The sequence below is a fragment of the Niveispirillum sp. FG156 genome (genome assembly GCF_057809555.1).
In genome coordinates, this window is the sequence record NZ_JBMDKE010000047.1 from 1 (window position 1) to 14,073 (window position 14,073).

The 14,073-nt window shown below is 62.4% G+C and carries 9 protein-coding genes and 1 tRNA gene; all 10 read right to left on the bottom strand.

Translation table 11 applies throughout. The features are described 5' to 3' along the window. Nucleotides 1–43: 43 nt before the first annotated feature. Nucleotides 44–4,330 carry a DNA-directed RNA polymerase subunit beta' gene (gene rpoC / locus ACODSP_RS23840; protein ID WP_488968036.1) on the bottom strand — a complete coding sequence of 1,429 codons (4,287 nt, stop codon included), beginning with the start codon at nt 4,328–4,330 and terminating at the stop codon, nt 44–46. A 150-nt stretch (nt 4,331–4,480) separates the two neighbouring features. Then, nucleotides 4,481–8,674, bottom strand: coding sequence for a DNA-directed RNA polymerase subunit beta (gene rpoB / locus ACODSP_RS23845; protein WP_488968037.1), 4,194 nt, complete (start codon nt 8,672–8,674; stop codon nt 4,481–4,483). 378 nt (nt 8,675–9,052) lie between these two features. Continuing rightward, nucleotides 9,053–9,430 carry a 50S ribosomal protein L7/L12 gene (gene rplL, locus ACODSP_RS23850; protein WP_054169730.1) on the bottom strand — a complete coding sequence of 126 codons (378 nt, stop codon included), beginning with the start codon at nt 9,428–9,430 and terminating at the stop codon, nt 9,053–9,055. 45 nt (nt 9,431–9,475) lie between these two features. Then, the gene (gene rplJ, locus ACODSP_RS23855) at nt 9,476–9,994 is read right to left on the bottom strand and encodes a 50S ribosomal protein L10 (RefSeq protein WP_054169729.1); all 519 of its coding nucleotides are present in this window, start codon (nt 9,992–9,994) and stop codon (nt 9,476–9,478) included. A 306-nt stretch (nt 9,995–10,300) separates the two neighbouring features. Continuing rightward, the gene (gene rplA / locus ACODSP_RS23860; protein ID WP_488968067.1) at nt 10,301–11,008 is read right to left on the bottom strand and encodes a 50S ribosomal protein L1; all 708 of its coding nucleotides are present in this window, start codon (nt 11,006–11,008) and stop codon (nt 10,301–10,303) included. Beyond that, nucleotides 11,008–11,442 carry a 50S ribosomal protein L11 gene (gene rplK, locus ACODSP_RS23865; RefSeq protein ID WP_488968038.1) on the bottom strand — a complete coding sequence of 145 codons (435 nt, stop codon included), beginning with the start codon at nt 11,440–11,442 and terminating at the stop codon, nt 11,008–11,010. Before rplK ends, rplA begins: the two co-directional genes overlap by 1 nt. Before the next feature lie 133 nt (nt 11,443–11,575). After that, a complete protein-coding gene (gene nusG, locus ACODSP_RS23870) occupies nt 11,576–12,106 on the bottom strand; it encodes a transcription termination/antitermination protein NusG (protein WP_054169727.1) in 531 nt (176 codons plus the stop codon). 4 nt (nt 12,107–12,110) lie between these two features. Further along, nucleotides 12,111–12,308, bottom strand: coding sequence for a preprotein translocase subunit SecE (gene secE, locus ACODSP_RS23875; RefSeq protein ID WP_054169740.1), 198 nt, complete (start codon nt 12,306–12,308; stop codon nt 12,111–12,113). Nucleotides 12,309–12,413: 105 nt separating this feature from the next. After that, nucleotides 12,414–12,489 (bottom strand) — tRNA-Trp (locus ACODSP_RS23880). Nucleotides 12,490–12,822: 333 nt separating this feature from the next. After that, entirely contained in the window at nt 12,823–14,010 is a 1,188-nt protein-coding gene (gene tuf, locus ACODSP_RS23885) for an elongation factor Tu (RefSeq protein WP_102113007.1), read from the bottom strand. Nucleotides 14,011–14,073: the final 63 nt, after the last annotated feature.

Here is a 14,073-nt window from a genome sequence, read left to right on the forward strand (position 1 = left end):
GCCGGGGGCGCCCCTTCCCTACTCAACTCAGCACGCGTCGACCTTACTCGGCAGCCGCTTCCGGCAGGGCCGGCGTTTCGCCGTCTTCGCCCAGCTGCATGGCGCGGTCGCGCTCGGCAGCGATGGCCTTCAGACGGTTGACGACCGAACCGGTACCAGCCGGGATCAGACGACCGACGATCACGTTCTCCTTCAGGCCTTCCAGATTGTCGACCTTGCCCTGGACGGCAGCTTCCGTCAGGACGCGGGTCGTTTCCTGGAACGACGCGGCAGAGATGAAGGAACGGGTCTGCAGCGAAGCCTTGGTGATGCCCTGCAGAACCGGCTTGCCGACCGCAAAGCGCAGATCGACTTCGCCTTCCTTGATCCGCTGCTGAACGGCGCGGTTTTCCTGCTCGAACTCCACACGATCAACCTGATCACCGATCAGCAGGGTGGTATCACCCGGATCGGAGACTTCGATCTTCTGCAGCATCTGACGGACGATCACTTCGATATGCTTGTCGTTGATCTTCACGCCCTGCAGACGATAGACGTCCTGGATCTCATTGATCAGGTAGTTAGCCAGCGCTTCGACGCCCATAACCGACAGGATGTCGTGCGGCACCGGGCTACCATCCATCAGGCTGTCACCCTTCTGGACATAGTCGCCCTCCTGAACGGCAATATGCTTGCCCTTCGGGATCAGGTACTCACGCTCTTCCCCCGTCTCGTCATTCTTCACGACGATACGGCGCTTGGTCTTGTAGTCCTTGCCGAACTCCACCCGGCCCTCGATCTCCGCGATGATCGCGAAGTCCTTGGGACGGCGGGCTTCGAACAACTCGGCCACGCGGGGCAGACCGCCGGTGATGTCACGCGTCTTGGAGCTTTCGCGCGGGATACGGGCCAGCACGTCACCGGCCTGGACCTTCCCACCGTTCTCCACCGACAGGATGGCATCCACGCTCATGAAGTAGCGGGCTTCCGCACCGTTCGGCAGCTTCAAGACTTCGCCATTGCTATCCAGCAGAGCGATGCGCGGACGCAGGTCGGCGCCGCGCGGCTGCTGGCGCCAATCGACCACGACCTTCGCGGAGATGCCGGTGGCCTCGTCCATCACTTCGCGGACGGACAGGCCCTCCACCAGATCGACATAGGTGGCCGTACCCTCGCGTTCCGTCAGGATCGGCAGGGTATACGGGTCCCATTCGGCCAGACGGTCACCGCGCTTAATGGACGCGCCATCAACCGCCAGCGCCTTGTTCAGCTTGGCACCATAGGGCACGCGATGCTTGGCGCGCTCGCGGCCCTGGTCGTCCAGCAGCGCCAGTTCGCAGTTGCGGCCCATCACCACGGGCACACCCTCGCTGTTCATGACGAGGTTGCGGTTGCGGACAATGACCTTGGCGTCGAGCGTTGCCTCGATGAAGCTCTGCTCCGCACCACGCTGTGCCGCACCACCGATGTGGAACGTACGCATCGTCAGCTGCGTGCCCGGCTCACCGATCGACTGCGCGGCGATGACGCCGACCGCCTCGCCCATGTTCACCCGCGTGCCACGGGCCAGATCGCGGCCATAGCAGTGGGCGCACACGCCGTCTTCGGTCTCGCAGGTCAGCACCGAACGGATATGAACCGTATCGATACCAGCGGCGTCGATCAGCTCCAGCTCGCGCTCGGTGATCAGCTCGCCGGCCGGAACGATCATCTCACCGGTCAGGGTGTTGACCAGATCGGCGGTCGAGGTACGGCCCAGGATACGCTCCGACAGCGGAACGATAACGTCGCCACCATCGATAACCGCCTTCACGGTCAGGCCGTTCTTCGTACCGCAATCCACCGTGGTGATAATGGCGTCCTGCGCCACGTCCACCAGACGGCGGGTGAGGTAACCGGAATTCGCCGTCTTCAAGGCGGTGTCGGCCAGACCCTTACGGGCACCGTGGGTGGAGTTGAAGTACTCCAGAACCGACAGGCCTTCCTTGAAGTTGGAGATGATCGGCGTCTCGATGATTTCGCCCGAGGGCTTGGCCATCAGACCGCGCATACCCGCCAGCTGCTTGATCTGGGCCGGCGAACCACGGGCACCGGAATGGGCCATCATGTAGACCGAATTCACGCCCAGACCCGGACGCGGCTGCTCGATGACCTTCATCATCGCGCCGGCGACCTTTTCGGTGGTTTCCGACCAGACGTCGACCACCTTGTTGTACTTTTCGCCCTGGGTGATCAGGCCGTCCAGATACTGCTGCTCGAACTCCTTGACGCGATCCTGGGCTTCCTTGACCAGTGTCTGCTTCTCCGCCGGGATGACCATGTCATCCTTGCCGAAGGAGATGCCGGCCTTGAACGCGTTGGTGAAGCCCAGACGCATCATCCGGTCAGCGAAAATCACCGTCTCCTTCTGACCGCAATGGCGGTAGACGACGTCGATGATGTTGCCGATTTCCTTCTTGGTCAGAAGGCGGTTGATCAGGTCGAACTTGATGGCCGGGTGGCGCGGCAGAATCTCCGACAGCAGCATGCGGCCCGGCGTCGAGGTGACGCGGACGGTGATCGGCTTGTTGTCGGCGTCCACCGTGTGATAGCGCGCCTGCACCTTGGAATGCAGCGTGACGACCTTCGCCGCCAGCGCATGCTCGATCTCGCCGATGGAGCCGAAGACCATGCCTTCACCCACGGCACCCGGCAGTTCCATCGTGATGTAGTACAGACCCAGGATGATGTCCTGGGACGGCACGATGATGGGACGGCCAGAGGCGGGCGACAGGATGTTGTTGGTCGACATCATCAGGACGCGCGCTTCCAGCTGAGCCTCAAGGCTCAGGGGGACGTGCACGGCCATCTGGTCGCCGTCAAAGTCAGCGTTGAAGGCGGTGCAGACCAGCGGGTGCAGCTGGATGGCCTTGCCTTCGATCAGGGTCGGCTCGAACGCCTGGATGCCAAGACGGTGCAGGGTCGGCGCACGGTTCAGCATCACGGGATGCTCGCGGATGACCTCTTCCAGGATGTCCCAGACCTCGGGACGTTCCTTTTCCACCATGCGCTTGGCGGCCTTGATCGTGCTGGCCAGACCGTACAGTTCCAGCTTGGCGTAGATGAAGGGCTTGAACAGCTCAAGCGCCATCTTCTTCGGTAGGCCGCACTGGTGCAGCTTCAGCTCAGGACCCACGACGATAACCGAACGACCGGAATAATCGACGCGCTTACCCAGCAGGTTCTGACGGAAGCGCCCCTGCTTGCCCTTCAGCATGTCGCTGATGGACTTCAGCGGACGCTTGTTGGCACCGGTGATCACGCGACCGCGACGGCCATTGTCGAACAGCGCGTCCACAGCTTCCTGCAGCATGCGCTTTTCGTTACGGACGATGATGTCTGGGGCCTTCAGCTCGATCAGGCGCTTCAGACGGTTGTTACGGTTGATCACGCGGCGGTACAGATCGTTCAGATCCGACGTCGCGAAACGACCACCATCCAGCGGCACCAGCGGACGCAGTTCCGGCGGGATGACCGGAACGACTTCCAGGATCATCCATTCCGGGCGCGTGGCCTCCGGGTAGGTCTTGTAGATGGTCGGGCCATCGGGGCGCTCAATGCGCTCCTTATAACCTTCGAACCGCTCGTAATCGGCGACCGTCTCAACCTCGACCGGGTTGCCCAAGAAGGCTTCCAGCATCTTCAGACGCTTGACGAGCTTCTTGCGCTTGGCCTCGGATGCGGTCTCGCGCAGGTCGTCGCGGCAGTTCGCCTTCTCGGTCACCAGGTCCAGGGAGGACAGCATGTCCTTCAGGGCCTCGGCGCCGATCTTGGCGGTAAAGGTGTCTTCGCCGTACTTGTCCTGGAAGTCGATCAACTCGTCTTCGGACAGCAACTGACCCTGCTTCAGCTCGGTCAGGCCCGGCTCGATAACGACATAGTTCTCGAAGTAAAGGATGCGCTCCAGATCCTTCAGCGTGTTGTCCAGCAACAGGCCGATACGGCTGGGAAGCGACTTCAGGAACCAGATATGGGCAACGGGCGAGGCCAGTTCGATATGGCCCATGCGCTCGCGGCGGACCTTGGACAAGGTCACTTCCACGCCGCACTTTTCGCAGATGATGCCGCGATATTTCATGCGCTTGTACTTGCCGCACAAGCACTCGTAATCCTTGATCGGACCAAAGATGCGGGCGCAGAACAGGCCGTCGCGCTCCGGCTTGAAGGTCCGGTAGTTGATCGTCTCGGGCTTCTTGATTTCGCCGAACGACCAGGAGCGGATACGCTCCGGGCTGGCGATCGAGATGCGGATCTGGTCGAAGCTCTGCGGGCCCTGCGGAGCGCCGAAGATGTTCATCAATTCGGTATTCATGTGCCGTCTCCCCTGGGGGTGTGGCTTCGTCGTCAACAATGGCAGGCGCCGTAGGTTGGGGTGAGGCAAAGCCGAACCCCAACGTTACGTCGGAAGCGCCGCTTGTCGGGGTTCGCTTGGCGCTCACCCCGACAAGCGGCCAAGCTTCCGTCAATAATCGCGCTCGTTCAGCTCGACATTCAGGCCCAGAGAACGCAGTTCCTTGACCAGAACGTTGAAGCTTTCGGGAATGCCGGCTTCGAAATTGTCGTCGCCACGGACGATGGCTTCGTAAACCTTGGTACGGCCGGACACGTCGTCCGACTTCACCGTCAGCATTTCCTGCAGCGTGTAGGCAGCGCCGTAAGCTTCCAGTGCCCACACTTCCATTTCACCGAAGCGCTGGCCGCCGAACTGGGCCTTACCACCCAGCGGCTGCTGGGTCACAAGGCTGTAGGGGCCGATGGAACGGGCGTGGATCTTGTCGTCGACCAGGTGGTGCAGCTTCAGCATGTAGATGTAGCCGACCGTGACGCGGCGGTCGAACGGCTCGCCCGTACGCCCGTCGATCAGCTGCATCTGACCCGAACGGTCGATGCCGGCATCTTCCAGCATGCGGCAGATATCCTCTTCGCGCGCACCGTCGAAGACGGGGGTGGCGAAGGGGATGCCGCGACGCAGGTTATTAGCCAGCTCGATCAGCTCAGCATCGCCCATGTCGGAGATGTCGCTGCCCCACACATCCTCACCATAGATGTGGCGCAGGCGGGCCCGCAGCTCATCCAGGGTCTTGGACTTGATGGCGGCATCGGTCGCCTTGGCCCGCATCTTGTCCAGCATCTCGCCGATCTGACGGCCCAGACCCGCAGCGGCCCACCCAAGGTGGGTCTCCAGGATCTGACCGACATTCATGCGCGACGGCACGCCGAGCGGGTTCAGCACGATGTCGACATTCCGGCCATCTTCCAGGTACGGCATGTCTTCGATCGGGGTGATGCGCGAGATAACACCCTTGTTGCCGTGACGACCGGCCATCTTGTCACCGGGCTGCAGCTTGCGCTTCACAGCCACGAAGACCTTGACCATCTTCATCACGCCGGGCGGCAGCTCGTCACCGCGCTGCAGCTTCTCGACCTTGTTCTCGAACTTCTCCTGCAGGCGCTGGACGCTGTCGTCAAACACCTTGCCGGTCTGCTCGATGAACTCCATCACGCCGTCATCGGCGACGGAAACATGGCGCCACTGATTGCGGCTGAGACCCGACAGCAGCTCGGCACTGATCGCCTCGCCACCCTTCAGGCCCTTGGGACCCGACACGACGGTCTGACCGATCAGCAGTTCCTTCAGACGGGTGTAGAAGGAGCGTTCCAGAATGCCCTTCTCGTCGTCGCGGTCCTTGGCCAGCTTCTCGATCTCGGCCCGCTCGATCGCCAGGGCGCGTTCGTCCTTGTCCACGCCACGGCGGGAGAAGACGCGCACTTCCACGACGGTACCGACAACGCCCGGCGGCAGACGCAGCGACGTGTCACGCACGTCGGAAGCCTTTTCGCCGAAGATGGCGCGCAGCAGCTTTTCTTCCGGCGTCATCGGGCTTTCGCCCTTCGGCGTGACCTTGCCGACCAGGATGTCGCCCGGACGGACTTCGGCGCCGATATAGACGATGCCGGCTTCGTCGAGGTTCTTCAGAGCCTCTTCGCCGACATTCGGAATGTCGCGGGTGATTTCTTCCTGGCCCAGCTTGGTATCGCGGGCCATGACCTCGAATTCCTCGATATGGATCGAGGTGAAGACGTCATCGCGCACGATCCGCTCGGAAATCAGGATCGAATCTTCGAAGTTGTAGCCATTCCAGGGCATGAACGCGACGAGCACGTTACGTCCCAGGGCCAGTTCACCCAGGTCGGTCGAGGGACCATCGGCGATGATATCGCCCTTGATCACCCGGTCGCCCACCTTCACCAGCGGCTTCTGGTTGATACAGGTGTTCTGGTTGGAACGCTGGAACTTCAGCAGGTTGTAGATGTCGACACCGGGAGCCGCCGGGTCCGTATTCTCGGTCGCGCGGACCACGATACGGGTAGCGTCCACCTGGTCGACGATGCCGGCGCGGCGGGCAACGATGGTCACGCCCGAATCACGGGCAACCGTCGCTTCCATGCCGGTACCGACCAGCGGGCTATCCGCCTTGATCAGCGGCACGGCCTGACGCTGCATGTTGGAACCCATCAGCGCGCGGTTCGCGTCGTCGTTCTCCAGGAACGGGATCAGCGCGGCGGCGACGGACACAACCTGCTTGGGCGACACGTCGATCAGGTCGATCATGTCCGGACGGGCCAGCAGATATTCACCACCCTTACGGCAGGACACCAGCAACTCGGCGAACTTGCCATCGCCCTGCAAGGGAGCGTTGGCCTGGGCCACCATATAGCGGCCTTCTTCCATGGCCGACAGGTACACCACTTCCGACGTCACCTTCTGGTCCACCACCTTGCGGTAGGGGCTTTCGATGAAGCCGTACTGGTTCACGCGGGCATAGGTCGCGAGGCTGTTGATCAGACCGATGTTCGGGCCTTCCGGCGTCTCAATCGGGCAGATACGGCCATAATGGGTCGGATGCACGTCGCGGACTTCGAAGCCCGCGCGCTCACGCGTCAGACCGCCCGGCCCCAGGGCCGAAAGGCGACGCTTATGCGTGATTTCCGACAGCGGGTTCGTCTGATCCATGAACTGCGACAGCTGCGAGGAGCCGAAGAATTCACGGACGGCAGCGGCCGCCGGCTTGGCATTGATCAGGTCATGCGGCATGACCGTGTCGATCTCGACGGAGCTCATACGCTCGCGGATCGCACGTTCCATGCGCAGCAGGCCGACACGGTACTGGTTTTCCATCAGCTCGCCGACGGAGCGGACGCGACGGTTGCCCAGATGGTCGATATCGTCGATCTCGCCGCGGCCATCCTTCAGTTCCACCAGGATCTTCAGGATCTTCAGGATGTCTTCCTTGCGGAGCACGCGCACCTGATCGTCCGTCTGAAAATTCAGACGGGCGTTCATCTTCACGCGACCCACGGCCGACAGGTCGTAGCGTTCCTGGTCGAAGAACAGGCCCTGGAACAGCGCTTCCGCGCTTTCCAGCGTCGGCGGCTCACCCGGACGCATGACGCGGTAGATATCGACCAGCGCATCCTCACGGGACGCGTTGCGGTCGGCGGCCATGGTATTGCGGATATAGGGACCGACATTCAGATGGTCGATGGCCAGAACGGGCAGTTCCTGTACGCCCTGCTTCTCCAGCTTGTCCAGCGACGCGCTGCTGATCTCGTCGCCAGCCTCGTACAGGACCTCACCGGTGCGCTCATCAATGATATCGACGGCCAGATAGCGGCTGATGATCTCTTCGATGGGGGCGGATACTTCCGTCAGGCCCTGCTCGACCAGGCGCTTCAGGACGCGCGGGGTCATCTTGGTCTCGCGCTGGACCAGGATCTCGCCCGTGCGGGCATCCACCAGATCGGTCGCGAGCTTCTGACCCTTCAGACGCTCCGGCTCAAAGGCGGTCTTCCAGCCGGCGCCGGAACGGGTGTAGGTCACGGTCTCATAGAAGGCGCCAAGGATTTCCTCCTTGGTCATGCCCTGCGCCTCGTACGGCTGCAGGTCCTTGCCTAGCGCCTTGCGGGCGGCGCGGGAGGCTTCCGTGTCCAGGCCATCCAGCGCGTAGAGCAGCGTGGTGGCCGGCAGCTTGCGGCGGCGGTCGATGCGGACATAGACAATGTCCTTGGCATCGAACTCGAAATCCAGCCACGAGCCGCGATAGGGGATGACACGGGCGGCGAACAGGTACTTGCCCGAGCTGTGGGTCTTGCCCTTGTCGTGGTCGAAGAACACACCGGGGCTGCGGTGCATCTGGCTGACGATCACGCGCTCGGTGCCGTTGATGATGAAGGTGCCGTTGGCCGTCATCAGGGGCATGTCGCCCATGTAGACGTCCTGCTCCTTGATGTCGCGGATCGAGCGCAGGCCCGTATCCTCATCAACATCGAACACGGTGAGACGCAGCGTCACCTTCAGCGGCGCGGCGAAGGTCATGCCGCGCTGCTGGCATTCCTCGACATCATATTTCGGCTGCTCAAGCTCGTACCGGACGAAGTCCAGCACGGCGCGCTCGGAGAAGTCCCGGATCGGAAATACCGACTTGAAGACTTCCTGGAGACCGAGGACCGCCCGCTTTTCCGGCGCCACATCCATTTGCAGGAAGTGGTCATAGGAACTGCGCTGAACCTCGATCAGGTTCGGCATGCGGGTCACCTCGGGGATACGCCCGAAGCTCTTGCGGATACGCTTACGTCCCGTGAACGACTTGGCCATAGAGTGCCTCTCGTGAACTCGCCCGGTGCAATGCGCGCTCTAGTCAATGCCCAAATTCAAGGCATCGGGCCGAAACCCGCCGCCCCAAAACACGAATCGACGCGGGCGCAAATCCAGTTCGGATAGGCGCTTAGCCACGTCGTTATCATCAGCGTCACCCACTTCCGCTGCCGGTGGAAGCCAGGATCTGCCTTGGTTTTTCCCGTCCGAAGCAGGGTTCGACCCCACCCCTTCCGGAACCGCCATGGTCCCGTCCCGGAAAAGCCCGCCATGATAGCGGAACGTTCCGGTTCAGAAAAGACAGACGACGCCGGGCGGCGCCCCCCGTTTCCGGGGGCCACCGTCCAGCGCCCTCTTATGCAGCGAAGATCGCCACTATTACTTGACGGCGACCTTGGCGCCGGCGTCTTCCAGCAGCTTCTTGATCTTGGCGGCCTCGTCCTTCGACACGGCCTCCTTGACGACCTTCGGAGCGCCTTCGACCAGGTCCTTGGCTTCCTTCAGGCCCAGGCCGGTGATGGCGCGGACTTCCTTGATGACGTTGATCTTCTTGTCGCCACCGTCGACCAGCTCAACCGTGAACTCGGTCTGCTCTTCAGCAGCCGGAGCAGCGGCAGCAGCGGCCACCGGAGCGGCAGCAGCGACCGGAGCAGCGGCGGAAACGCCCCACTTCTCTTCCAGCAGCTTCGACAGTTCGGCGGCTTCCAGGACGGTCAGGGCCGACAGTTCTTCAACCAGCTTTTCCAGCTTGGACATGATGCTCTCCTAAGGGAACTAGATAAACGTTGAGTTTGATGCGGCTCAGGCCGCCTCGTCCTTCTTGGCGTAGGCCGCGAGAACGCGGGCCACTTGGCCACCCGGTGCCTGCAGAATACCAGCGATACGGGTCGCCGGGGTCTGGATCATGCCGAGCAGGCCAGCACGCAGTTCCGTCAGCGACGGCAGCTTGGACAGGGCATCAACACCCGAAGCGTCCAGCGTGACAGCGCCGATGGAGCCACCAATGACCTTGAACTTGTCGTTGGTCTTGGCGTAATCGATGGCAACCTTGGCCGCCGCAACCGGGTCCTTGGACCAGGCCATGGCGGTCGGGCCCTTAAACAGGCCCTCGGTCTTCTCGAACTGCGTGCCCTTGAGGGCGATGACGGCGAGCGAGTTCTTGGTCACTTTGTAGCTAGCGCCCGCAGCCCGCATCTTGCGGCGCAGGTCGGTCACTTCAGCCACCGTCATGCCGGACTGCTTAGTCACGACGACGAGGGCTGCCGACTGCAGCTCAAGATTAAGGGCCGCGATCGTAGCTTCCTTCTGTGAACGATCCACGGTTCGCCTCCATTTGGGACAGGACAGCCAAAAAGGCCGTTCCGCCCGGTTACAACACATCCAGGCCGGTTCAAACGAACCAGCCCAGACGGGGTTACCTGTCCCAGAAGCTTCAAGCCATCATGTCCAGGGCGGCTGTCGCCGTCCCGGCGTATCAATGCTTTCGCTCCTGTCTGCGCCGGCTGGTCTATTAAGCGTCAGGGACAGGTCCCATCGGCGCGCGGCGGTCTCGGACAGGGTGGGTCTCCAACTCTTGGAGACCCGGTCCCGTTCCGGCCGAGACCGGAACGGGAAACTCGTTTGAACTTAGGCGTTCAGCGCGGCGACCAGAGCGGCCACGTCCAGCTTCAGGCCCGGGCCCATCGAGGAGGACAGCGAGACCTTCTCGACATAGGTGCCCTTGGCGCCCGAGGGCTTGGCGCGATTGATCGCGGAAACGAAGGCCTTGACGTTCTCTTCCAGAGCTTCGGCAGAGAAGCTGGCCTTGCCGACGCCGGCATGGATGATACCGGTCTTCTCGGCGCGGAACTCAACCGAACCGCCCTTTGCCGCCTTGACGGCGTCAGCGACGTTCGGGGTCACGGTGCCCAGCTTCGGGTTCGGCATCAGACCGCGGGGGCCCAGGACCTTACCCAGCTTACCAACCACGCCCATCATGTCCGGGGTGGCGATGCAGCGGTCGAAATCCATGTTGCCGGCCAGGATCTGCTCGGCCAGATCGTCGGCACCGACCAGATCGGCACCAGCGGCCTTGGCTTCTTCGGCCTTGGCGGCGCGGGCAAACACGGCGACGCGGACGGTCTTGCCGGTACCGTTCGGCAGAACCACCATGCCACGGACCTGCTGGTCGGCGTGACGCGGGTCGATGCCCAGGTTCATCGCGATTTCGACGGTCTCGTCGAACTTGGCGGTGGCGTTGCTCTTCACCGTGGCGACGGCGTCGCCCAGGTCATAGAACTTGGCGCGGTCAACGTTGCCGTTGGCCTTCTTCAGACGCTTACCGATGGCCATGATCAGCCCTCCACCACTTCGAGACCCATGGAACGAGCGGAGCCGACGATCATGGTCATCGCGGCTTCGACGTCGTTCGCGTTCAGATCGACCATCTTCTGTTCGGCGATGGCGCGGACCTGGCTGGTGGTCACCTTGCCGACGGTGGCGGACTTGCCGACCGTGGGAGAGCCCTTGGTGATGCCCGAGGCCTTCTTCAGGAAGTAGGTCACCGGCGGGGTCTTGGTCACGAACGTGAAGGTACGGTCACCATAGGCGGTGATCACGACCGGAATGGGCATGCCCTGTTCCAGCTGGGCCGTCTTCGCATTGAACTGCTTGACGAACTCCATGATGTTCAGACCGCGCTGACCCAGCGCCGGACCAATGGGCGGGCTGGGGTTGGCCTTGCCGGCCGGAACCTGCAGCTTGATATAGCCGACGATTTTCTTCGCCATGATGATCCTCATAGTCTGACGGAGGGCCGGGCCGTTCCGTCATGGGATTTGCGTGGTGCGGCCGCCCTTGGACTTGCGGGCTGAAGCCTCCCACGCGGGAGCCGACCGGTGGAGACCACCGACCGGAAATTCGTCAGATCTTCTCGACCTGGGTATATTCCAGTTCCACCGGGGTGGCGCGACCGAAGATGGAGACCGCGACCTTGAGGCGGGACTTGTCCTCGTCCACTTCTTCCACCAGACCGGTGAAGGAGGTGAAGGGACCGTCCGTGACGCGGACATTCTCGCCCACCTCGAAGGTGATGGAGGGCTTGGGCCGCTCCACACCTTCCTGCACCTGGTTCATGATGCGCAGCGCCTCGGTTTCCGAAATGGCCTGCGGCTTGCCGCCGCCGCCCAGGAAACCAGTCACCTTCGGCGCATTCTTCACCAGATGCCAAGTGTCATCCGTCAGCTCCATCTTCACCAGCACATAGCCGGGGAAGAATTTGCGCTCGGAATTGATCTTGGCGCCGCGGCGCACTTCCACGACCTCTTCGGTCGGGACAAGGATGTCGCCGAACAGCTCTTCCAAGCCCTTCTGCGCAGCCTTCTCACGAACCGCCTGCGCGACCTTCTTTTCGAAGCCGGAATAGACGTGGACGACGTACCAACGCATGGCCATGGGATCAGCCCCCGATACCAAGAATGAGGCGAATGCCGAATCCGAGGATCTGGTCCACCGTCAGGAAGAAGACAGAGGCCAGGATCACCATCACGAAGACCATGGCGGTCGAGACAAGAGTCTCCTTCCGCGTCGGCCAAGTGACCTTGGCGACCTCACGGCGCACCTCGCGCAAGAATTCTGCGGGATTGGTTTTAGCCATGTCGGCGTTGGCCATCATTCCTGAATGCACATACCGTGTTGTCACCCTGGCACTGGCACCGGCTGGGGGCCGGACTTCGGCAGGGGGCCATCCTTATTTAAGGGATGGCAGGAGTGGAGGGGCTCGAACCCCCAACCCCCGGTTTTGGAGACCGGTGCTCTACCAGTTGAGCTACACTCCTACACCGTCGGTTCCAATCCGGGCGCCAGTGACAAAACATCACCATCGCCCCGAGCGGTCCCGGGGAGTGCGGGTTGATAGCGCAGTTGCGCCCGCAACGCAACAACCAGTTTGCACTGATTGCTGATACCCGTTGCAGGGGATCATTGCACCCACCGCATTCCCGGAAAAACGTCGCCGTTGCCGGCAAAGCCTTCCTACAAAAGGAAAAGGGCCGCTGTCACCAGCGGCCCTGTCCTTTACTTTGTTCCTCAAGCGCCGGGCGGCGGCATCCGCCGCCTTGGCTTACGGCACCACACGGTGCCGGGTCAGCAGTCGCTGACCTGGGGGGACCTTACTTGACGATCTTCGACACAACGCCGGCGCCGACGGTACGACCGCCTTCACGGATGGCGAAGCGCAGGCCTTCGTCCATGGCGATCGGGGCGATCAGCTTCACGGCGAAGCGGATGTTGTCGCCGGGCATCACCATTTCCGTACCTTCCGGCAGGGTCACCGAACCGGTGACGTCCGTGGTGCGGAAGTAGAACTGCGGACGATAGTTGGCGAAGAACGGCGTGTGACGGCCACCCTCTTCCTTCGTCAGGATGTAGGTCTCAGCCTCGAAGTCCGTGTGCGGGTTGATCGAGCCCGGCTTGGCCAGAACCTGACCACGCTCGACGTCCTCACGCTTCGTACCACGCAGCAGCGCGCCGATATTGTCGCCAGCCTGGCCCTGGTCCAGCAGCTTGCGGAACATTTCAACGCCGGTCACGGTCGTCTTCACGGTGGCCTTCAGGCCCACGATCTCGACTTCCTCACCGACCTTGACGATGCCCTTCTCGACGCGGCCCGTCACCACGGTGCCGCGGCCCGAGATCGAGAACACGTCTTCGATCGGCATCAGGAACGGCTTGTCGATCGGACGCTCCGGCTGCGGGATGTACCGGTCAACCTCGGCCATCAGCTTCAGCACGGCTTCACGACCGATTTCCGGGTTCGTGTCGTTCAGGGCGCAGACGGCGGAGCCGGGGACGATGGGAATGTCGTCGCCGGGGAAGCCGTAGGAGGTCAGCAGCTCGCGCAGCTCCAGCTCCACCAGCTCAACCAGGTCCGGATCGGCCAGATCCATCTTGTTCAGGAACACGACCAGGGCCGGCACGCCGACCTGACGGGCCAGCAGAATGTGCTCCCGCGTCTGCGGCATCGGGCCGTCAGCGGCCGAGCACACCAGGATCGCGCCGTCCATCTGCGCCGCGCCGGTGATCATGTTCTTCACATAATCGGCGTGGCCGGGGCAGTCCACGTGGGCATAGTGACGGTTGTCCGTCTCGTACTCGACGTGAGCGGTCGAGATCGTGATGCCGCGGGCCTTCTCTTCCGGCGCCTTGTCGATCTGGTCGTACGCCGTGAACGTGGCGCCGCCCTTTTCGGCCAGCACCTTCGTGATGGCGGCCGTCAGAGACGTCTTGCCATGGTCAACGTGACCGATGGTGCCGATGTTGCAGTGCGGCTTCGTCCGCTCAAACTTTGCCTTAGCCATGGTATCCTGTGCCCTTGCCTGCTGCGATCTCTAGAAGACGCCGGGTCGTGGAAAACGGATTGT

What these genes read in the sequence shown, in the direction of transcription:
- rplK (WP_488968038.1), bottom strand. Translation starts at nt 11,442, where the DNA reads ATGGCGAAGAAAATCGTCGGCTATATCAAGCTGCAGGTTCCGGCCGGC.
- tuf (WP_102113007.1), bottom strand. Translation starts at nt 14,010, where the DNA reads ATGGCTAAGGCAAAGTTTGAGCGGACGAAGCCGCACTGCAACATCGGC.
- rpoC (WP_488968036.1), bottom strand. Translation starts at nt 4,330, where the DNA reads ATGAATACCGAATTGATGAACATCTTCGGCGCTCCGCAGGGCCCGCAG.
- rpoB (WP_488968037.1), bottom strand. Translation starts at nt 8,674, where the DNA reads ATGGCCAAGTCGTTCACGGGACGTAAGCGTATCCGCAAGAGCTTCGGG.
- secE (WP_054169740.1), bottom strand. Translation starts at nt 12,308, where the DNA reads ATGGCTAAAACCAATCCCGCAGAATTCTTGCGCGAGGTGCGCCGTGAG.
- rplL (WP_054169730.1), bottom strand. Translation starts at nt 9,430, where the DNA reads ATGTCCAAGCTGGAAAAGCTGGTTGAAGAACTGTCGGCCCTGACCGTC.
- nusG (WP_054169727.1), bottom strand. Translation starts at nt 12,106, where the DNA reads ATGGCCATGCGTTGGTACGTCGTCCACGTCTATTCCGGCTTCGAAAAG.